Below are 19,209 nucleotides of genomic sequence, written 5' to 3' on the forward strand. Positions count from 1 at the left end.
CCAGTAGTCTTCGCGTTGTTCGTTGTCGGCAGACATGGCCATGCTCCTGTGAAAAAAACACGGGGGCATGTTCCGGCGTCATCGCCCTGGGCGGAAGGGGGCCGATGCAGAGGCGCTTACAACACGGGTTGGGCCTCTTCGAATGAGACACTGTGCTTTTTCAGGTTGGACTTCGCTTTGACTGGATCCCAGCTAAACTTAAGCATACATACATTGTGTGTACGCAGAGCGATGTGTCAAGGTGCCTTAACAGCTACTTCGTTTGACCAATTCTGAATGGGAATATTTTTTGGGTTCCACTGTAGACAACCTCTTTGGCGACAAAAATCCCTTGGATTCAACACTCTACCCCATTTCCGGTTAGTCCACACTTACACGAAATTACAAATTCAGTGTGCGCTTTATTTGAATTGGCCCGTTGTTAAATTGTTACAGGCCGGGCGAGTCAGACACCGCGCGGCATTGGGCGAGACTGTTCAATTACATTCGACCATTTCCCATGAAAAACGGCCATTTTATTGACGCGCCTGGTAGAAGATTTTGTAATCTGCCAGAGGCCCTCGGGGACACTTCATGGACGATATACCCCCTCCCATTCCCAGTAATTCCACCCGCTTCCTGGACGCTGTCCGCGCCGAAATGCGGGCAAGGGGCTACGCCTATCCCACCGAGCGGACCTATCTGCACTGGATCAGGCGCTTTATTCTTTTTCACAGTAAGCAGCATCCTCAGGAAATGGGCAAGCCGGAGATTGAGGCCTTCCTCAACCACCTGGCGGCAGTTGCCTCGGTGTCTCCCTCTACCCAGCGCACCGCCCTCAATGCGCTGATGTATCTCTATATCAAACATCTGGGCCGGGAGCCCGAGTCGCTGTCATTCAACTATGCCAAGCCCAGCCGGTGCCTGCCCACGGTGCTCAGCCACGAGGAGGCCATGGCGATCATCGGCCACATGACGGGCGTGCCGCGATTAATGGTGGAGTTGCTCTACGGCAGTGGCCTGCGGCTACAGGAGTGCCTTAACCTGCGCATCAAGGATATTGATTTTAAACTTGCCGTAATCACCGTTCGCCAGGGCAAGGGCGACAAGGATCGCACCACCCTGCTGCCCGCCAGTTGCCGCGAGCGGCTGGAAATTCAACTGCAGAAAACCCTGGCACTGCACCAGCAGGATCTCGCGGACGGCTATGGCGAGGTCTACCTGCCCAACGCCCTGCAGCGCAAGTATCCCCATGCAGCCCGCAGCCCAGCCTGGCAATTCCTGTTTCCTTCCTCCCGGGTGGGGCCGGACCCGCGCTCTGGCGTCATACGCCGCCACCATGTTCACCACACCGCGCTACGTAAGCACATCAAGGCCGCCGTGCTGAAATCGGGGGTTCGCAAACCGGTAAAGTCCCACACTTTCCGCCACAGTTTTGCCACCCGCCTGCTGCAAAAGGGCTACGACATTCGCACCATCCAAAAGCTGCTGGGCCACGAGGATGTGACCACCACCGAAATCTACACCCACGTGCTGGGCCGCGGCGCTATGGGCGTAATCAGCCCCGTGGACGGCTGAGCGCCAGGGCCGAATTTGACGAAACCTCAATACTGTATAAATATACAGTATATGTCAAACTACGCCGAACTCCACTGCCTGAGCTGCTACAGCTTCCTGCGCAGCGCCTCCCATCCCCATGAGCTGGCGGAGCGGGCCGCTGCGCTGGGTTACCGGGCCCTGGCCATTACCGACGAGTGTTCGCTGGCCGGTATCGTCAAGGCCCATGTGGCGGCCAGGGAGGTGGGGCTCAAGCTGATTGTGGGCAGTGAGTTCATGCTCGAGGAAGGTATTCGCCTGGTGGCGCTGGCCCCCAGCCGGGCGGCCTACAGCGAGCTGTCCGGGTTGATCAGCATGGCCCGGCGGCGCAGCCCCAAGGGCGAGTACCGGGCGGGCATTCGCGATGTGATCTTCCACCTCAAGCGCTGCCTGCTGATCTGGCTGCCCCGGGGCCGGGAAGAGCACGACCGCGCCTACGGCAAGCAGCTGGCGCGGCTGTGCAAGGGGCGGCTGTGGCTGGGGGTCAGCCACCTGCTGGGCAACGACGAGGGCCGGCACTTCCAGCAGGCCGGGGAGCTGGCCGCCGAGCTGGCTATTCCCCTGGTGGCCTGCGGCGATGTGCGCATGCACGCGGCGGCCCGCAAGCCCCTGCACGATGTGTTTACCGCCCTCTACCACAACACCAGCGTTGCCCAGCTGGGCCGGCGGCGGCTGGGCAACAGCCAGCAGCATCTGCGCTCGCTGGAACACATCGGCCAGCTCTACCCTCCCGGCCTGCTGGCCGAATCGCTGCGCATTGCTGACCTGTGCGAGTTCAGCCTGGACGAGTTGCGCTACGAGTACCCGGAGGAAGTGGTGCCCGCGGGACACGATGCCAGCAGCTACCTGCGCCAGCTGGTGGCCGAGGGCAGTGCCCGGCGCTGGCCCGGGGGCGTTCCCAATGAGATACAACAGCGCATCGAACGGGAGCTGCAGCTAATCGAGGAGCTGCACTACGAGTATTACTTCCTCACCGTTTACGACATCGTCGATTTCGCCCGCGCCCGGGGCATTCTCTGCCAGGGCCGGGGTTCCGCCGCCAACTCGGTGGTGTGCTACTGCCTGGGCATTACCGAGGTGTCGCCGGAGCAGATCTCGCTGCTCTTCGAGCGCTTTATTTCCAAAGAGCGGGACGAGCCGCCGGACATCGACGTGGACTTCGAACACGAGCGCCGGGAAGAGGTCATCCAGTACATTTACCGCAAGTACTCGCGCAAGCGCGCGGCGCTGGCCGCCACCCTCATCACCTACCGCTCGCGCAGCGCGGTGCGCGACGTGGGCAAGGCCCTGGGGCTGGACCCGGTCTTCGTCGACGACCTGGCCAAGTCCCTGGCCTGGTGGGACCGCAGCACCGACCTTTCCAGACGATTTGAAGAACAGGGGGTGGCCGGTCACAGCCAGCAGGCGGAGCTGTTCTATAACCTGGTACAACAGATTCTCGGCTTTCCCCGCCACCTGTCCCAGCACGTGGGCGGCTTCGTGATTACCCGCAGCCCCATCTCCACCCTGGTACCGGTGGAAAACGCCAGCATGGCCGAGCGCACGGTGATCCAGTGGGACAAGGAAGACATCGAGGCCCTGGGCCTGCTGAAAGTCGACATCCTCGCCCTGGGCATGCTCTCCGCGATCAGGAAAAGCCTGCAAATGGTCAACCGCTACAACCCGGCCATCGCCAGCATCAGCGATATCCCCAGGGAGGATGCCGCCACCTACCAGATGCTGCAACAGGCCGACACGGTCGGCGTATTCCAGATCGAGTCCCGGGCGCAGATGTCCATGCTGCCGCGGCTCAAGCCGGAATGCTTCTACGACCTGGTGATTGAAATCGCCATTGTCCGGCCGGGACCGATACAGGGCGATATGGTGCACCCCTACCTGCGCCGCAAGCAGGGCCTGGAGCAGGTTACCTATCCCTCGGAGGCCATCCGCTCGGTACTGGAAAGCACTCTCGGGGTGCCGATTTTCCAGGAGCAGGTCATTCGCCTGGCCATGGTGGCGGCGGGTTTCTCCGGCGGCGAGGCCGACCAGCTGCGCCGGGCCATTGCCAACTGGGGCCGCAACAGCAAACTGCTCAGCTTCGAGCAAAAACTGACCCGGGGCATGATAGAACGGGGCTACGACGCCGACTTCGCCCGCCGCCTGTTCGACCAGATCAAGGGCTTTGCCGGTTACGGCTTTCCCGAGTCCCACTCCGCCAGCTTCGCCCTGCTGGCCTATGTGTCTTCCTGGCTCAAGCGCCATCACCCGGCGGCCTTTTTCGCCGGCCTGCTCAACAGCCAGCCCATGGGCTTTTACAGCCCCTCGCAGCTGCTACAGGACGCCCGCCGCCACGGGGTGACCGCCCTGCCCATCGACGTCAACCAGAGCGACTGGGATCATCAGCTGCTGGATCATCCGGGCAGCAGTAACAAACCCATTCGCCTGGGACTGCGCCTGGTGAAAGGTTTAAGCAGGGAGGGCGCCCAGCGGGTGGTGGAGGCCAGGCAGCAGGCGCCGTTTCGCCAGGTCAGCGACCTGCGCCGGCGGGCGCAGCTGGACAAGCGCGATATGGAGGCCCTGGCCGACGCCGATGCCCTGGCCTCCCTGAGCGGCCACCGCCACCAGTCCCAGTGGCAGATCATGGCCCTGGAGGAGGCCCGCCCGTTGCTGCAGGAGGAGCAGTTCCAGGGCGCCCGTTACTTTGACGATAACGTGCAATTGCCGGCGCCCGCGGTGGCCGAGGAGGTGCTGTCCGACTACCGGGCCACCGGCCTCACCCTGCGCGCCCACCCCATGAGCCTGCTGCGGGACAGGCCCCCGTTCAGTCATTGCAAGCGCCAGGCGGAGTTGCCCCACATCAGCAACAAGCGCTTTGTGCGCATCGCCGGCCTGGTCACCTGCCGCCAGCGCCCGGGCAGCGCCTCCGGGGTGCTGTTCCTGACCCTGGAGGACGAAACCGGCAACAGCAACGTGGTGGTGTGGCAGCGCACCCAGCAGCATTTTCGCCAGGCGCTGATGTCCGCCCAGCTGCTGCTGGTCACCGGCACCGTGGAAACCAAAGACAATGTCACTCACGTGATTGCCGGCGCGCTCTACGATTACAGCAGCGAGCTGGAACAGCTGCGGCTTAAATCCCGCGATTTTCATTAAAACCCATCGCGCCGTGGCAGCCTGACGAACTTCGCCCTGACAACCGCACCCTCGGAGCAGCCTCTTACCGCAGCAGTTTCTGGCAACTGGACGAATGCCCGCTGCCCCCTGACCCCGGCCTGCTTGAGTCGAAAGCCCCGGCAACCTGCAAAACCGCCGAAAACCAGTGGCAGCGGGGCCGCAGCTCAGTTAGTGTGAGCGGGCCCCAGGCTGATTTTACTGCGCCAGATCAACGTACCCTGGTGTGAGCCACATACAATACGAAAAACACAAATGGAGCATGATATGTCCCTCAGGAACCCCCATCTGCTGCGGTTAATGGCCGTTGCCGTGAGCACCGCATCGGCCAGCGTGGCCCAGGCCCAGTCACTGGAAGAAATCGTGGTCACGGCGAGCCGTGGCGAGCAGCGTGTTTTTGACAGCAGCGCCTCGCTCAGCCTGATCAACGAAGAGGCGCTGGACCGCGCCACCGCACCCACCCTGGCAGATGTGTTGCGCGATGTGCCCGGCCTCCAGGTCAGCGACTCCGGCCAGCCCGGGCTGGCCCGGATTCGCCTGCGCGGTGAAGAGTCGCGGCGCACCGCGATCCTGGTCAACAACCAGGACGTGACCGACCACCATGAAGTCGGCACACCACTGACCCTGCACCCCTCCATGATCGAGAGAATCGAGGTGGTTCGCGGTTCCGGAGCGGTACTGTACGGCTCCCGCGCCCTCAGCGGTGTGGTCAACTTCTTCACCCGCAAGGGCGGCACCGAGCCCCTGCAGGCCAGTTTCTCTGCCGGCCACAACAGTGCCACCTCGGGCTCCGACCTGTTCGCCAGTGTGTTCGGCAACGTGGAAGGCCTGGAGTACCGCCTGGCTTATTCCGAGAGCGACCACGGTGAACGGAATACCCCGGAAGGTGAAATGGAGAACACTGCCTTCGACAATAAGAATGGCTACCTGTACGCCGGCTATGGCCTGGGCGACCACCGCTTTGAATACACCTATGAGAACTACCAGTCCGCGTCCAATGTCTACGTCGAGGAGGAAGTGAAAACCTCCTTCCCGCTGACCGACTTCTACATCGACGTACCGCAACGGGACCGGGAGAAACACGGCTTTTTTTACGCCTGGGAACCGGATAGCGACTGGCTGGACTCAATCACGGCCAACGGCTTTCACCAGGTCAGCGACCGGCATTTCTATACCTATACCGAAACCGTCTGGTATCTCCGCGATATCAACACCCGGGACGAGCTCACCAGCAACGGCGCCCTGCTGCAGTTCAACTTCAGGCCCCTCGGCCAGCACGAGGTGATTGCCGGTTTGCAATACGTGGACGATGAGGTGGACCAGACCCGAAATGTAGACACCGTGTCCTGGACCCCCTTCGCGGTCACCGGGTCCGAGCTGATCAATGACCTCGCCGAAATAGAAACCTGGGCCCTGTTTGCCCAGGACCAGTGGCAGGTCAGCGAGGCTGTGTCCCTGACCGCCGGCCTGCGCCAGTACTTCGTCACCGGGGAGCTGCGCGACAGCGACAGGGAAAGCCTCGAAACCGGCGAACTGGCGGACGACGACGAGTTGATCGGCGCACTGGGGCTGGTGTGGGAATACAGTGACAACATACGACTGCGGGCCAACGTCTCCGAAGGTTATGTGTATCCCTCCCTGATGCAGCTGGCCACAGGCGCCTATGCCGGTTCCAGCTACGTCAACCCCAACAGCCAGCTCTCGCCCGAGACCTCGGTCAACTACGAAACCGGCCTGCGCCTGCAGACCGGGTCCACCGTGGTGGACGCCACCCTGTTTTACACCGAGTCGGAAGATTACATTCACCACCTGCCCTGCACACCCGCGGACCAGTGCCCGGGCGCCAGGGACCGCACCTACCTCAATATTGGTGAGTCGCGGGCCCACGGCGTCGAGCTGTACCTGGCCCAGGGTCTGGGCACCGGCGCCTTTGAAGCCTACAGCAACCTGACCTGGATGCAGCGCGAGAATGAGTATGCCGATTTCAGCACCTGGGATTCGGGTATCCCCCAGCTGAGCGGACGCCTTGGCCTGCGCTGGGAAGGCACGCTGCTGTCCATGCCCTCATCCTGGGCGGACTTTTACCTGCGCGGCGAGTCGGATTCCTCGCTCAAGGAGCCCGGCAGCTCCCGCGATGTGCTGGAGGACAAAACCGGCTGGGCAACCCTGAACCTGGCCATGGGCCTGTCCTTTGGTGGCGAGGGCCAGCACCAGCTCACCCTCAACCTGCTGAATCTCGCCGACAAGAGCTACATTCCCTCCACCGAAAACCTGTATGGCGCAGAGCGCAGCCTGCAGGCCAAGCTCACCTTTAACTGGTAAACACCAAGCGCAAGCCCATTGCGAAGCCGCCGCTACCGGCGGCTTCTTTTTGCCTGAAGCTTTTTCCAGGCAAAAAAAACCGGCGCCAGAGGCGCCGGTCGTATTCACTGCCCGCGTCTGTCAGTAGACGTCCTTGCGGGTGTTGTAGACATTGAACTTGCCGGTCGGGGTGATCAGGCGCTTGTCCTTGATGACCTTCTTCAGCTTGCGGGTCTTGTCGTCGACAACAACAATGGCCGATACCTGTTCCTGGCCATTCCACACCGAGAACCAGACTTCGTCACCGGCGGCGTTGTACTCCGGCTGCACCACCCGGGCGGGACCTTCACCCACATCGGCCCACTCGGCGATAGGCAGTACTTCATACCCGGCGTCGAAGTTGTTGATGTCGTAAACCGCCACACTCTGGCTGACGTTTGCATCGGGATGCAGGGTGTTGTCCACCCACAGGTTCTTCGACTTGGGGTGCGTCTTCACGAACAGCGAGCCACCACCCTGGGCCTTGAGCGTACGTACCACCTTCCAGGCATGCTTGGGGTGCTTCTTCGGATCGGTGCCGATGAAAGTCATATTCTCGTTACCGAGCGCCGAGGTTACCCACACCGGCCCGTACTCCGGATCATTGATATTGGCGCCACGACCCGGGTGCGGAATCTTGGTCACGTCAACCAATGCCTCGATTTCCCGATCCTTGGCGTCAACCACGGCAATTTTGTCCGACTGGTTGGCCGCGGTCAGGAAGTAACGCTTGGAAGCATCCCAGCCACCGTCATGCAGGAAGCGGGCAGCCTCCAGGGTGGTGACGTTCAATGCCTCCAGGTCGCTGTAGTTAACCAGCAGTATCTTGCCGGTCTCCTTGACGTTGACAATGAACTCCGGATGCTCGTGGGAAGCCACAATCGCCGCAACCCGCGGTTCCGGGTGGTACTCCTGGGTATCCACGGTATAGCCGCGAGTGGAGACGATCTTCTTCGGCTCCAGGGTGGCTCCGTCCATCAGCACGTACTGCGGCGGCCAGTATGCACCGGCAATCGCAATCTTGTCTTCGTAACCCTTGAACTTGGAGGTTTCTACCGAACGTGCTTCCAGCCCGATCTTGATCGTCGCCACAACCTGGGGCGGGCTCATGTACATATCGATCATGTCGACCTTGGCGTCACGGCCAATGGTGTACACATAGCGGCCGGAGTGGGAGGGCCGGGAGATATGCACCGCATACCCGGTTTTCAGGATGGCGATGATGTCCTTGCTGTCCCCGTCGATCAGCGCCACTTCGCCGGAATCGCGCAGGGTCACGGCAAAGATATTGTCGACCTTGTAGTCATGCTGCGGCTTCTTGGGCCGGTCTTTCTCCGGCACCAGCACTTTCCAGGTCTCCTTCATATCGGCCATGCCCCACTCGGGAGGCTGGGGCGGATCGTGCTGGAGGAAGCGCGCCATAATGTCGATTTGCTCTTCGTTGAAATCTCCGGAGGTTCCCCAGTTAGGCATACCCGCCGGGCTGCCGTAGTTGATCAGGACCTTGAGAAAATCCGTACCGCGCTCCTGGGTAATATCCGGGGTCAGCGGCTTGCCGGTGGCGCCCTTGCGCAGCACGCCATGGCAGCCAGCGCAGCGCTCGAAGTACAGCTTGGTCGCCATATCGAACTCGGCCTGGGTCATATCGGGGGCGCCGGGGGTGATAACCCGCTTCATGTCACCAGCTTCGGTGGGTGCTCCCTTGTAGGCCATTTCACCGGGTGTCACGCCAGGATGGTCAGTCTTTTCCTGAGCGAATGCCAGACCAGTGGAGAAAGTCAGGGCGGCTGCCACCGGCAGCAGTCTTGACCAGTTTGGTTTGAACTCTTTCATTGCTACTCCCCTACGTTTAAGGCGCCGAAACGGCGTCCCATATGCTGTAGATTATAGACGCCATCCCAGACCGCGTTGACGTGCGTCAATAAAACCGAGTGATTAGCTCAGGAATCGACCGCAATCACCTGGGGGGCCGCCTTCGCCGCCCGGCGCTCCCGCTTCTTGCGCTGCTCCACCATGGGAGGACAGCGATATTCATCCCAGTAGGTCACCTGGCATTCGAGACAGTAGTGGCACTCGCGATCGTTGATCTCGCCGGTGGGCTTGATGGCGGCGATCTGGCACTGGTGCTCGCAGGACTCGCAAGGTTTGCCGCACTCACTGCGGCGGCGCAGCCAGTCGAACACCCGAAAGCCGGTCACAAAGCTGAGTCCGGCGCCCAGCGGGCACAGGTACTTGCAGTAGAACTTGCTGTTCAAAGCGGAAAGGGCAAGCAAGCCCACGGCGTAGGCGACGAACACCGGCGAGCGGTCGAAGCGCAGGATAAAAGTGGTCTTGAACGGTTCGACCTCCGCCAGTTTTGCTGCGGTCACCATGGAATCCAGCGACAGCCCCACCAGGGCTATCAGAATGAAATACTTGATGGCCCAGAGCCGCTCATGCAGCATGTTGGGGAGGCGGTAGCCCTCGAAGCCGAGCCGGTTGGCCAGCTTGCTGATCAGGTCCTGGGCGGCGCCAAAGGGGCACAGCCAACCGCAGTATACGCCGCGGCCCCAGAGCAGGATACTCACCGCCACAAAGGCCCAGAGCACAAAAATCAGCGGCTCGATCAACAGTGTATCCCAGGAAAACCCGCTCGCCAGGCTGTGAAAAAACGCCAGCAGGTTGATCACCGACAGCTGCGCCGAGCAGTAAAAGCCGATAAAGAAGACCGTAAACAGCAGGTAGGCAACCCGCACCCGGTGGAACAGGGCGTTATGCCGAACCAGCCAGTCCTGGAAAAAGAGAATGACCAGCAACAGCAGCAGGGCCAGCGACAACACCCACAACTCCAGTGACCGCTCCAGCCACAACACCGTCCAGTCCAGTTGATCGCCGGCAGCAGCCGGGCCCGTGGCTCCCCCCGGGCCGTTCCCGGCCTGGGTAGAAAAAAGCGGCGCCAGCTGCGCCGAGGCCTTGTTGATGGACGAGGTGATTACCATGGTGGTGATCGTGGCGCCGGTGATGCCATCGATCCCCACGTAACCCTCACGCCCCTGGGCGCCCACCCGAATCCTGTCGTCGATCCGCTTGCCGACAAACTGGTGGGTGAAATCATCGAGATCTGCCTGGGACACGCCAATAACCAGGATGGGTTCCTGGTGGTCGAGGATCTTCACGCCGGAGACCACGCCCTCTGTGTTCACCCCCACCAGGGTATTCACCGGCTTGCCGGAATAGGCCGAGATAGGCGCCAGGCTACCGGTGGTATAGGCGTAACCGAGGGCACCGTCCTGCCCGGTGACGGCGACAACCCCGGGGATCTCTTCAACCTCGGCTATTGCCTGCGTTTGCGGCATTATCGCCTGCACCTGTGCCAGGCTGGGCGCGTCCGCGGCCAGTGGGCCAGCCGTGACCAGCAGTAGCAATAACAGCACCAGATTTAGCTGTGCCCTGGTCATAAAGCATTCACCCACAACATTCGATCGATCGACGCCCCATGCTAGCGGTCGCAGAAGGCCTTACCGTTGATCTGGATCAAGCTGCGCGGGGCGCTACCGGGTTTTGATAGGGCATGTACCATTATCTCGCACTTGCAATGATGCTTCCCGGTCTGCTGTATGCCGCAGATAACAGCGACGCGGTCAATGAGCGCATACCGGTTACCGCGCAGCAGATGGAAGAGCACTGGGGCATCGACTGCAGCGCAAGCTGGGCATCGCTGGCCAGCGGCGGCTGTCCGCCCGCTGCCGGCCTGCCCCGGGTGCTGCAACTGTGTGCCGCCATCTACCAGCGGCCCGGTGACCCCTCAGCCATCTCCTGCCCTGATTACGCCGCCGCGGCCGCCGCCCACAGCGATTGCGGGCAGTTGCGGCAACTCATCGCCGCCGCCAGCACCTGTGCGACGCCGACAGGCGAGGCCGCGCCAGCCGGGACAGTTCAGTCCCAGCCCTCGACACCCGACATATCCGGCAACTGATGGGCGATGCCTTTATGACAGTCGATGCAGGTCTTTTCGCCGCTGGCCAGCGCGGTTGAGTGCTGCCTGGAAGCGCGCTCGCTCTGCCAGGTGAAATCCATGTATTCGAAGTCATGACAGTTGCGGCATTCCAACGAGTCATTGGCCTTGAGCCGGGCCCACTCGTGCTCCGCCAGTTCACGACGCTTGGCAAGAAACTTCTCGCGGGTGTTGATGGTGCCAAAGATCTTGCCCCAGACCTCCTTTGAGGCCTGCATTTTGCGGGCAATCTTGTCTGTCCAGTCATGCGGGACATGACAGTCGGAGCACTTGGCACGGACACCCGAGCGATTGGTGAAATGAATGGTCGATTGCAACTCTTCGTAGACGTTGTCGCGCATTTCGTGACAGCCGGTACAAAAAGCCTCCGTGTTGGTGAATTCCATGGCGGTGTTGAAGCCGCCCCAGAAAATGATGCCCATGATAAAACCACCGAGGGTCAGGAACCCGAGGCTGTAATACTTGCTGGGTGTGGATATTGCCAGCCAGTAGCGCTTGATCGTTTCTTTCACCGCTGACTCCCCGCACGCAACAACTCATCAATATCCACGAACTGGTTCTCCAACTTGGGCTTGATGTCGTGCTGCACCACATGGCACTGGTTACAGAAGTACCGGCGGGCGGAAATATCGGCCAGGAAGTTGCCGTCACGATCCATGTAGTGGGTCACGCTGACCATGGGCGCCTGACTGTCCGGGGTCTGGCGCCGACTGTGGCATGACATGCACTTGTTGGCGTTCAGGTCTACCTGGTAGCTGTCGATCTTGTGGGGAATGGTGGGGGGCTGCATGGGGTAAGCCCGTTTGCGCCTGATGTCGCTGTTATCCACCCGGCTGATCTTCGGCACCTCCGGTTCGATATCAATGGCGGCATTGCGGGTCGTGGCGATATTCTGGCTAAACGCGCCGGCAGAGATCAGCAGGACGAAGAGCAGGCTCGCGGCTGAGGTCTTTTTCATCACTATTCCTCCTATGCCTTGACGACCTTGACGGCGCATTTTTTATAGTCAGTTTCCTTGGACAGGGGATCAGTGGCGTCCAGGGTGACCTTGTTGATCAATTGCCCGGAATCAAACCAGGGCACAAAGACCAGTCCCTGCGGTGGTTTATTGCGCCCCCGGGTCTCAACCCGGGTGCGTATTTCACCGCGGCGGGACACAACCCTGACCTCGTCTCCCCGGCGCAGCTTGCGCTGCCGCGCATCCTCGGGGTGCATATAGACCAGCGCACTGGGTACCGCCTTGTGCAATTCCGGTACGCGCCGGGTCATGGATCCTGAATGCCAGTGCTCGAGCACCCGCCCGGTGGACAGCCACAGGTCGTACTCCTCGTCCGGCGATTCCGCGGCCGGTTCATAAGGCAGGGCGAATATCACTGCCCTGCCGTCGGGTTTGCCGTAGAATTCAACGCCCTTGCCCTCGGCCACGTAGGGGTCATAGCCCTCGCGAAAGCGCCACAGGGTCTCCTTGCCGTCGACCACAGGCCAGCGCTTGCCCCGGACCTGGTGGTATACGTCAAAATCGTCCAGGTCGTGGGCCTTGCCGCGACCAAATGCGGCGTACTCCTCAAACAGGCCCTTCTGCAGGTAGAAGCCGAAGTCCTCCGACTCGTGATTGCCATAGCCCGCTTCGATATCCGAGTTGGGGTACCTGTCGACCTGGCCATTGCGGTAGAGCACCTCGTAAAGGGTCTTGCCCCGGTACTCGGGGTTGCCCGCCAGTATTTCCGCCGGCCACACCTCGTCGGTGGTGAAGCGCTTGGAGAACTCCACCACCTGCCACAGGTCAGAGCGCGCCTCTCCCGGGGCATCCACCAGCTGGTGCCAGAACTGGGTGCGGCGCTCGGCGTTGCCGTAGGCGCCCTCTTTCTCGACCCACATGGCGGTTGGCAGAATCAGGTCAGCGGCCTGCGCGGTCACGGTCGGGTAGGCGTCAGAGACCACAATAAAGTTTTCCGGATTGCGATACCCGGGGAGCGTCTCCTCGTTGAGGTTTGGCGCTGCCTGCACATTGTTATTGACCTGCACCCAGTAGGCATTGATCTTGCCGTCACGGAGGTCGCGATTCTGCTTGACCGCGTGGGAGCCGATCCAGTCCGGCAGCAGTCCCTCGGGCAGCTTCCAGTATTTTTCGGAAATCTTGCGGTGCTCCGGGTTGTTGACCACCATGTCCGCCGGCAGGCGGTGGGAGAAGGTGCCCACCTCGCGCGCGGTGCCACAGGCCGAGGGCTGGCCCGTGAGGGAGAAGGGACTGTTCCCGGGCTCGGAAATCTTGCCGGTGAGCAGGTGCACGTTGTACAGCATGTTGTTCACCCACACCCCGCGGGTATGCTGGTTGACCCCCATGGTCCACAGGGACATCACCTTGGTATCGGGGTCGGCGTAGAGCTCAGCCAGGGCCCTGAGGCGCTCGGGGCTTATACCGCAAAGCCCGGAGACATACTCTTCATCATAGTCAGCGACAAAGCGGGCGAATTCGTCGAAGCTGATCTCCTCCGAGCCGCCGGCGCCGGGATTGGCGGCGCTCTGTTCCAGCGGATGTTCCGGCCGCAGGCCATAGCCGATATCGGTCACCCCCTTGCGGAAATTGACGTGGTTGGCGACGAACTCCTTGTTGACCTTGCCCTCGCGGATAATGTAGTGGGCGATGTAATTGAGGATGGCCAGGTCGCTCTGGGGGGTAAAAATCAGCGGCATATCCGCCAGTTCGAAGGAGCGGTGCTCAAAGGTAGACAACACCGCCACCTTGACCCCGGGATTGCTCAGTCGGCGATCGGTGATGCGGGTCCACAGAATGGGGTGCATCTCCGCCATGTTGGAGCCCCAGAGCACGAAGGCGTCGGCGTGTTCCATGTCGTCGTAGCAGCCCATGGGCTCGTCGATACCGAAGGTGCGCATAAAGCCACCGACCGCCGAGGCCATGCAATGGCGGGCGTTGGGATCGATATTGTTGGACAGGAAGCCGGCCTTCATCAGTTTCGACGCAGCATAACCCTCCCAGACCGTCCACTGGCCAGAGCCGAACATGCCGACCCCGCGAGGGCCCTTTTCCTTCAGCGCCTTCTTGAACTTTTCTTCCATCACATCGAAGGCTTCGTCCCAGCTCACCGGGGTGAATTCGCCTTCCTTGTCATATACGCCGTTCTTTTTCCGCAGCAGCGGCTGCCGCAGGCGGTCCTCACCATAGAGTATCTTGGCCAGGAAGTAGCCTTTGATACAGGCCAGGCCGCGATTCACCGGCGAGTTAACGTCACCGTGGGTCGCCACCACCCGGTTATCGCGGGTGGCGACATTGATACTGCAACCGGTACCGCAGAAACGGCAGGCGGCCTTGGACCACTTGAGCTGGGTGTCGGAAGTGATCAGGTTGGTCGCCTGGCTGGTTGTACTTATGCCCGCCGCGGCCGCGGCAGTCGCTATCGCGTTGGCGCGGATAAAGTCTCGACGCGTGGTGCTCATTTATGGCCCTCCGTTTCGGCTGCAAGTTCTTGCTCGTCATCTACCTGGTGATACACCAGGGCGACACTGATCACTCCGGCGATTTCCTCCAGGGCACTGATTCGGCGCATCACCGCGCCCTCATTGGCGGTTTCCAGCAGTACCACCAGCTTACCCTGGTCACTGTGCTCGGGAACGCTTGCATCCGGAAAGGCTTCGATAGCGGGGATCACGGAACAGACGGCATCGGGGCGGCAGTGCACCACCAGGCTGGATATATGAATGCCACCACCGGATGTATCGCCCCTCAGCAGGGCGCGTCGGGTCAGGCGCATGGGCTTACCCCGGCGGGCCGAATATCATCTGGCTGATCCAGACGATAAAGCCATAGCCGCCGACAATGGCGATGGTGAGCGCCGGTGCCAACAAGAATGCCAGCACCAGGAATGAACGAAATTCTGTTTTTTTATCAATATCTTGCAACGCTTTCTCCCCCTGCACTTATCGTTGCGGGTGTACTGACAGTATAGAGGCCCCATCAACATGGGCAAGGCGAGCTTAGCGGAAATTCATCACAGGTGGTGACGTTCCGGTGAATACGGCGTATCGAGGGGTAAAACTGTGGGCGCCGGCAACCGGGGCGGGGCAAGGTCCACGCGGGTGCTGCCCCTCGGGATAAGGGGCAGAGGAGCAGGCCGCGAAATCACCCCGGCCAGCTGCCTGATGGCTTCATGGCCGGGGTCTCGCGCCAGGCCGGACTACAGCAGGTCGCGGCCCTTGTTGGCGGCGATGCGCATGCGCAGGGCATTCAGTTTGATGAAGCCCTCCGCGTCCGCCTGGTCGTAGGCACCGGCATCCTCCTCAAAGGTGGCGATGCTCTCGTCGAACAGGCTGTCCTCGGACTTGCGGCCGGCGACAATGACGTTGCCTTTATACAGCTTGAGCCTGACCACGCCGTTTACCACCTGCTGGGACTGGTCGATAGCGGCCTGCAGCATCTTGCGCTCGGGGCTCCACCAGTAGCCGTTATAAATCAGCTTGGCGTAGCGCGGCATCAGTTCGTCCTTGAGGTGGGTGACCTCCCGGTCCAGGGTCAGCGATTCGATGGCCCGGTGCGCCTTGAGCATGATGGTGCCGCCGGGCGTTTCATAACAGCCGCGGGACTTCATGCCGACATAGCGGTTTTCGACGATGTCGTCGCGGCCGATACCGTGGGCGCCGCCGACCTTGTTGAGCGTCTCCAGCACCGTGGCGGGGCTCATGGCTTGACCATCGATGGCCACGATATCGCCCTTCTCGAAGGTCAGTTCGATGTAGGCGGGTTCATCCGGCGCCGCCTCGGGACTGACGCTCCAGCGCCACATGTCCTCTTCCGGCTCGGCCCAGGGGTCCTCCAGCAAATCACCCTCATAGGAGATATGCAGCAGGTTGGCGTCCATGGAGTAGGGCGACTTCTTCTTCGCATTGGCGAAGTCGACCGGGATATTGCGCTCGGCGCAGTAATTCATCAGTGACTCCCGGGAACCCAGGTCCCACTCGCGCCAGGGGGCGATGACCCGGATGCCGGGCTTGAGGGCGTAAGCGCCCAGCTCGAAGCGCACCTGGTCATTGCCCTTGCCGGTGGCGCCGTGGGAGATGGCATCGGCGCCGGTTTCATTGGCGATTTCTATCAGCCGCTTGGCAATCAGCGGACGGGCGATGGAGGTGCCCAGCAGATATTCGCCCTCGTAGACGGTGTTGGCGCGGAACATGGGGAATACGTAGTCGCGCACGAATTCCTCGCGCAGGTCATCGATATAGATTTCCTTGACACCCATCGCCTCGGCCTTGGCCCGGGCGGGCTCAACCTCCTCGCCCTGGCCAATATCGGCGGTGAAGGTTACCACCTCACAGTTGTAGGTATCCTGCAGCCAGGCCACAATAACCGAGGTGTCCAGACCGCCAGAATAGGCCAGCACGACCTTGTTCACATCTGACATGATTCGCTCCATTGATATCTGCTGAAAAAGACGCGCTATTCTACTGGAAGCGGCGATCAAATTCACCGCTGCAGATCAATGCCTGCTCGCCACCCCCGATGCCAGTATGATGTCCCCCACATCACCTGACCTGCACCCGCTTTTACGGTAGCATTGCGCTTTCTTTGCATCGCGACAGGCTCCCCGTGAACGAACTGACCATTACCCGACCCGACGACTGGCATGTGCACCTGCGCGATGGCGCCGCCCTGCCCCATACCTGCGCCGACATGGCGCGGTATTTCGGCCGCGTCATCGTCATGCCCAACCTGACCCCACCGGTGACCACCGTGGCCCAGGCCGCCGCCTACCGGGCCCGGATCAGCGCCGCCATGAAACACGCGCCGCGCCAGTTCGAACCGCTGATGGTCCTCTATCTGACCGACCAGACCGACGCCGCGGAGATCCAGCTGGCGGCCGCCAGCAAATTCGTCCACGCGGTCAAGCTGTATCCCGCCGGGGCCACCACCAATTCGGACTCCGGTGTGGCACAACTCGAAGCCCTGTACCCGGTGCTGGCGGCAATGGAGGAGGTTGACCTGCCGCTGTTGATTCACGGCGAGGTGACTGATCACGACATCGACATCTTCGACCGGGAGAAAGTATTCATCGACCGCCACCTGACCCCCATTGCCCGGCGTTTCCCGGGGCTGCGCATCGTGCTGGAGCACATCACCACCCGCGACGCGGTCCAGTTCGTGCGCGAGGCGGGCAAGCAGGTGGCGGCCACCATTACCGCCCACCACCTGATGTTCAACCGCAACGACATGCTGGTGGGCGGCATCCGCCCCCACTATTACTGCCTGCCCATTCTCAAGCGCAACGTCCACCAGAACGAATTGATGGAGGCGGCCACTTCCGGCAACCCCAAGTTTTTCCTCGGCACCGACTCCGCTCCCCACGCCCGCGGCGCCAAGGAAACCGACTGCGGCTGCGCCGGTGTCTATACCGGCCATGCGGCAATCGAGTTCTACGCGGAGGTGTTCGAGCAACTGGACGCCCTGGACAAGCTGGAGGGTTTCGCCTCCCACTTCGGCCCCGACTTCTACCGGCTGCCCCGCAATACCGACAGCATTACCCTGCGCCGGGAATCCTGGGAGGTGCCCATGGAACTGCCGCTGGGAGAGACCACCCTGCAGCCACTGGCGGCCGGGGAATCCATCGCCTGGCGGGTCGTTGCCGGTGACTGATTCCATGGCTGGCGGCGAGCACCGTATCAGCGACCGTTTTCGCGGCTTCCTGCCGGTGGTGATCGATGTGGAAACCGGCGGCTTCAACGCGGCCACCGATGCCGTGCTGGAAGTCGCCGCCAGTCTGGTGCGGATGGACGGGGACGGCATGCTGTCGGTGCACCGTACCCTCAACTACCACGTCAAACCCTTCGAGGGCGCCAATATCGAGCAATCGGCGCTGGATTTTACCGGCATCGACCCCTGGCACCCCTTTCGCGAGGCGGTCGACGAAAGCGAGGCCCTCGGTGAGTTGTTCCGGGCGGTGCGCAAGGAAATCCGCGAGCAGGGCTGCAGTCGCGCCATCCTGGTGGGACACAACGCCCACTTCGATGCCGGCTTCATCAACGCCGCGGTGGAGCGCTGCGAGATCAAGCGCAATCCCTTCCACCCCTTCTCCTTCTTCGATACCGCCACCCTCTCGGGCCTGGCCTACGGGCAAACCGTGCTGGCCAAGGCCTGTGCCGAGGCCGGCATCGCCTTCAACAACGACAACGCCCACTCCGCCGCCTACGATGCCGAGCGCACCGCCGAGCTGTTCTGCGAGATCGTCAATCGCTGGAAGGAGTCCGGTGGCTGGATGCCCAGCTTCGCCTGACCCGGCCCCGCGGCATCAGCCCTCGCCGGAAATCTGGTTGAGGATCAGGTCCAGCTCTGCCATCAGCTGTTCGATATTGTCCAGGCCCAGCAGCTCGTACTTGATGTACTCCTCCAGCGGCAACAGCTGCACCAGGGTCCAGGCCACCTGCCAGGCATCGTCGTAGTCCGGTGCCAGCGCCATGCGCTGCACGTGGGGGTGGGTTTCCAGACTGTGCAATACGTCCAGCATCGACTGCCACTGGGGCAGCATCGCCGCGGGCTCCGGGTCCGCCCGGTATTCCACCTCCCCCAGCACCAGGCCGTCGGCCCTGACTTCGGTATCGTAAAGATCGAAGCGACCCTGCCCTTCTATGGTGATGCCCAGCAGGCCGTTGGGCAGCTGGTCCCAGTCGACGATACGGGCCAGGGTCCCCCAGTCGCCCAGGTCCGCCGCGGCCCGGCCGCGCTGCGCCACCTCCGAGCCGCGGCGGATCCAGACATTGCCGAAGGGCTCGCCGCTTTTCAAACTGCTGCGCACCAGGTCCAGGTAGCGCTGCTCGAAAATTTGCAGGGGCATCTTGCCGTGGGGCAACAACACCCCCGACAGGGGAAAGAGGGAGATGGCGGTCATCCGTTATCCGGTTTACTCATTTGTTCAAGTTCGTCGAGTATACGCAGCGCCTGCGCCGGCGAATCACCGCAAACCGCCGGTTCCGCCCTGAACGCGGCGCACAGCCCGGGTCGCCTGGGGTCGCCAAACAGGCCGCAACGCATTTGCTCGTCCAGGTGCACACAGCAGACACCCGCCGGTTTACCCCCGGGCATACCGTAAAACCCGCGCTTGATGGAAGGCGCTATACAGCAGGCGCCGCAGCCGGCCCGGCATTGCATG

At 61.7% G+C, this 19,209-nt stretch carries 16 protein-coding genes; 6 read left to right on the forward strand and 10 right to left on the reverse strand.

Translation table 11 applies throughout. The features are described from left to right. Positions 1 to 573 precede the first annotated feature (573 nt). From DWB85_RS17375 to DWB85_RS17385, 3 genes are all read left to right on the forward strand, one after another. On the forward strand, positions 574 to 1,557 hold the full coding sequence (locus DWB85_RS17375) for an integron integrase (protein WP_117957076.1): 984 nt from the start codon (positions 574 to 576) through the stop codon (positions 1,555 to 1,557). A gap of 51 nt (positions 1,558 to 1,608) precedes the next feature. Beyond that, positions 1,609 to 4,704, forward strand: a complete 3,096-nt coding sequence (locus DWB85_RS17380) for an error-prone DNA polymerase (protein WP_117957077.1) — start codon at positions 1,609 to 1,611, stop codon at positions 4,702 to 4,704. Positions 4,705 to 4,989: 285 nt separating this feature from the next. Further along, positions 4,990 to 7,044, forward strand: a complete 2,055-nt coding sequence (locus DWB85_RS17385; protein ID WP_162846185.1) for a TonB-dependent receptor plug domain-containing protein — start codon at positions 4,990 to 4,992, stop codon at positions 7,042 to 7,044. A gap of 120 nt (positions 7,045 to 7,164) precedes the next feature. Here DWB85_RS17385 and DWB85_RS17390 read toward each other — a convergent pair whose 3' ends face one another. Together DWB85_RS17390 and DWB85_RS17395 are read right to left on the reverse strand one after the other, a co-directional pair. Continuing rightward, positions 7,165 to 8,895 (reverse strand): cytochrome D1 domain-containing protein, encoded by a 1,731-nt coding sequence (locus DWB85_RS17390; protein ID WP_117957082.1) that lies wholly within the window; start codon positions 8,893 to 8,895, stop codon positions 7,165 to 7,167. Between the two features lie 107 nt (positions 8,896 to 9,002). Next, positions 9,003 to 10,499, reverse strand: a complete 1,497-nt coding sequence (locus DWB85_RS17395; RefSeq protein WP_117957084.1) for a 4Fe-4S binding protein — start codon at positions 10,497 to 10,499, stop codon at positions 9,003 to 9,005. Between the two features lie 113 nt (positions 10,500 to 10,612). Here DWB85_RS17395 and DWB85_RS17400 point away from each other — a divergent pair, with 113 nt between their 5' ends. Then, entirely contained in the window at positions 10,613 to 11,017 is a 405-nt protein-coding gene (locus DWB85_RS17400; protein WP_133300665.1) for a hypothetical protein, read from the forward strand. On the opposite strand, the gene DWB85_RS17405 is transcribed toward DWB85_RS17400, so the two are convergent. The 6 genes from DWB85_RS17405 to DWB85_RS17430 all read right to left on the reverse strand — a co-directional run bounded on the left by DWB85_RS17405 (position 10,978) and on the right by DWB85_RS17430 (position 16,509). Next, positions 10,978 to 11,568, reverse strand: a complete 591-nt coding sequence (locus DWB85_RS17405; protein WP_117957089.1) for a cytochrome c3 family protein — start codon at positions 11,566 to 11,568, stop codon at positions 10,978 to 10,980. The genes DWB85_RS17400 and DWB85_RS17405 overlap by 40 nt on opposite strands. Next, on the reverse strand, positions 11,565 to 12,014 hold the full coding sequence (locus DWB85_RS17410; RefSeq protein ID WP_117957090.1) for a nitrate reductase cytochrome c-type subunit: 450 nt from the start codon (positions 12,012 to 12,014) through the stop codon (positions 11,565 to 11,567). The genes DWB85_RS17405 and DWB85_RS17410 overlap by 4 nt, the downstream gene beginning before the upstream one ends. Before the next feature lie 11 nt (positions 12,015 to 12,025). Then, entirely contained in the window at positions 12,026 to 14,512 is a 2,487-nt protein-coding gene (napA, locus tag DWB85_RS17415) for a nitrate reductase catalytic subunit NapA (RefSeq protein WP_117957092.1), read from the reverse strand. Then, a complete protein-coding gene (locus DWB85_RS17420) occupies positions 14,509 to 14,826 on the reverse strand; it encodes a chaperone NapD (protein WP_117957094.1) in 318 nt (105 codons plus the stop codon). Before DWB85_RS17420 ends, napA begins: the two co-directional genes overlap by 4 nt. A gap of 4 nt (positions 14,827 to 14,830) precedes the next feature. Beyond that, the gene (napE, locus tag DWB85_RS17425) at positions 14,831 to 14,992 is read right to left on the reverse strand and encodes a periplasmic nitrate reductase, NapE protein (RefSeq protein WP_239017371.1); all 162 of its coding nucleotides are present in this window, start codon (positions 14,990 to 14,992) and stop codon (positions 14,831 to 14,833) included. Between the two features lie 257 nt (positions 14,993 to 15,249). After that, a complete protein-coding gene (locus DWB85_RS17430) occupies positions 15,250 to 16,509 on the reverse strand; it encodes an argininosuccinate synthase (protein ID WP_275400851.1) in 1,260 nt (419 codons plus the stop codon). A 146-nt stretch (positions 16,510 to 16,655) separates the two neighbouring features. Between DWB85_RS17430 and pyrC the strand changes: the two genes are divergently transcribed. Together pyrC and rnt are read left to right on the forward strand one after the other, a co-directional pair. Then, complete coding sequence (pyrC, locus tag DWB85_RS17435; protein ID WP_117957101.1) at positions 16,656 to 17,699, forward strand: dihydroorotase; 1,044 nt, start codon at positions 16,656 to 16,658, stop codon at positions 17,697 to 17,699. A gap of 4 nt (positions 17,700 to 17,703) precedes the next feature. Beyond that, positions 17,704 to 18,336, forward strand: a complete 633-nt coding sequence (rnt, locus tag DWB85_RS17440; RefSeq protein ID WP_117957140.1) for a ribonuclease T — start codon at positions 17,704 to 17,706, stop codon at positions 18,334 to 18,336. A gap of 15 nt (positions 18,337 to 18,351) precedes the next feature. Here rnt and DWB85_RS17445 read toward each other — a convergent pair whose 3' ends face one another. Together DWB85_RS17445 and DWB85_RS17450 are read right to left on the reverse strand one after the other, a co-directional pair. Next, positions 18,352 to 18,948, reverse strand: a complete 597-nt coding sequence (locus DWB85_RS17445) for an LON peptidase substrate-binding domain-containing protein (protein ID WP_117957103.1) — start codon at positions 18,946 to 18,948, stop codon at positions 18,352 to 18,354. Continuing rightward, complete coding sequence (locus DWB85_RS17450; RefSeq protein ID WP_117957105.1) at positions 18,945 to 19,208, reverse strand: YkgJ family cysteine cluster protein; 264 nt, start codon at positions 19,206 to 19,208, stop codon at positions 18,945 to 18,947. The genes DWB85_RS17445 and DWB85_RS17450 overlap by 4 nt, the downstream gene beginning before the upstream one ends. Between the last annotated feature and the right edge of the window lies 1 nt (position 19,209).

Source organism: Seongchinamella sediminis, from assembly GCF_003457605.1.
In the GTDB taxonomy this organism is placed as follows: Bacteria; Pseudomonadota; Gammaproteobacteria; order Pseudomonadales; family Halieaceae; genus Halioglobus; species Halioglobus sediminis.

Coding starts and splice junctions, on each gene's coding strand:
- DWB85_RS17375 (WP_117957076.1), top strand. CDS start 574: ATGGACGATATACCCCCTCCCATTCCCAGTAATTCCACCCGCTTCCTG.
- DWB85_RS17380 (WP_117957077.1), top strand. CDS start 1,609: ATGTCAAACTACGCCGAACTCCACTGCCTGAGCTGCTACAGCTTCCTG.
- DWB85_RS17385 (WP_162846185.1), top strand. CDS start 4,990: ATGTCCCTCAGGAACCCCCATCTGCTGCGGTTAATGGCCGTTGCCGTG.
- DWB85_RS17390 (WP_117957082.1), bottom strand. CDS start 8,895: ATGAAAGAGTTCAAACCAAACTGGTCAAGACTGCTGCCGGTGGCAGCC.
- DWB85_RS17395 (WP_117957084.1), bottom strand. CDS start 10,499: ATGACCAGGGCACAGCTAAATCTGGTGCTGTTATTGCTACTGCTGGTC.
- DWB85_RS17400 (WP_133300665.1), top strand. CDS start 10,613: ATGTACCATTATCTCGCACTTGCAATGATGCTTCCCGGTCTGCTGTAT.
- DWB85_RS17410 (WP_117957090.1), bottom strand. CDS start 12,014: ATGAAAAAGACCTCAGCCGCGAGCCTGCTCTTCGTCCTGCTGATCTCT.
- napA (WP_117957092.1), bottom strand. CDS start 14,512: ATGAGCACCACGCGTCGAGACTTTATCCGCGCCAACGCGATAGCGACT.
- DWB85_RS17420 (WP_117957094.1), bottom strand. CDS start 14,826: ATGCGCCTGACCCGACGCGCCCTGCTGAGGGGCGATACATCCGGTGGT.
- rnt (WP_117957140.1), top strand. CDS start 17,704: ATGGCTGGCGGCGAGCACCGTATCAGCGACCGTTTTCGCGGCTTCCTG.
- DWB85_RS17445 (WP_117957103.1), bottom strand. CDS start 18,948: ATGACCGCCATCTCCCTCTTTCCCCTGTCGGGGGTGTTGTTGCCCCAC.
- DWB85_RS17450 (WP_117957105.1), bottom strand. CDS start 19,208: ATGCAATGCCGGGCCGGCTGCGGCGCCTGCTGTATAGCGCCTTCCATC.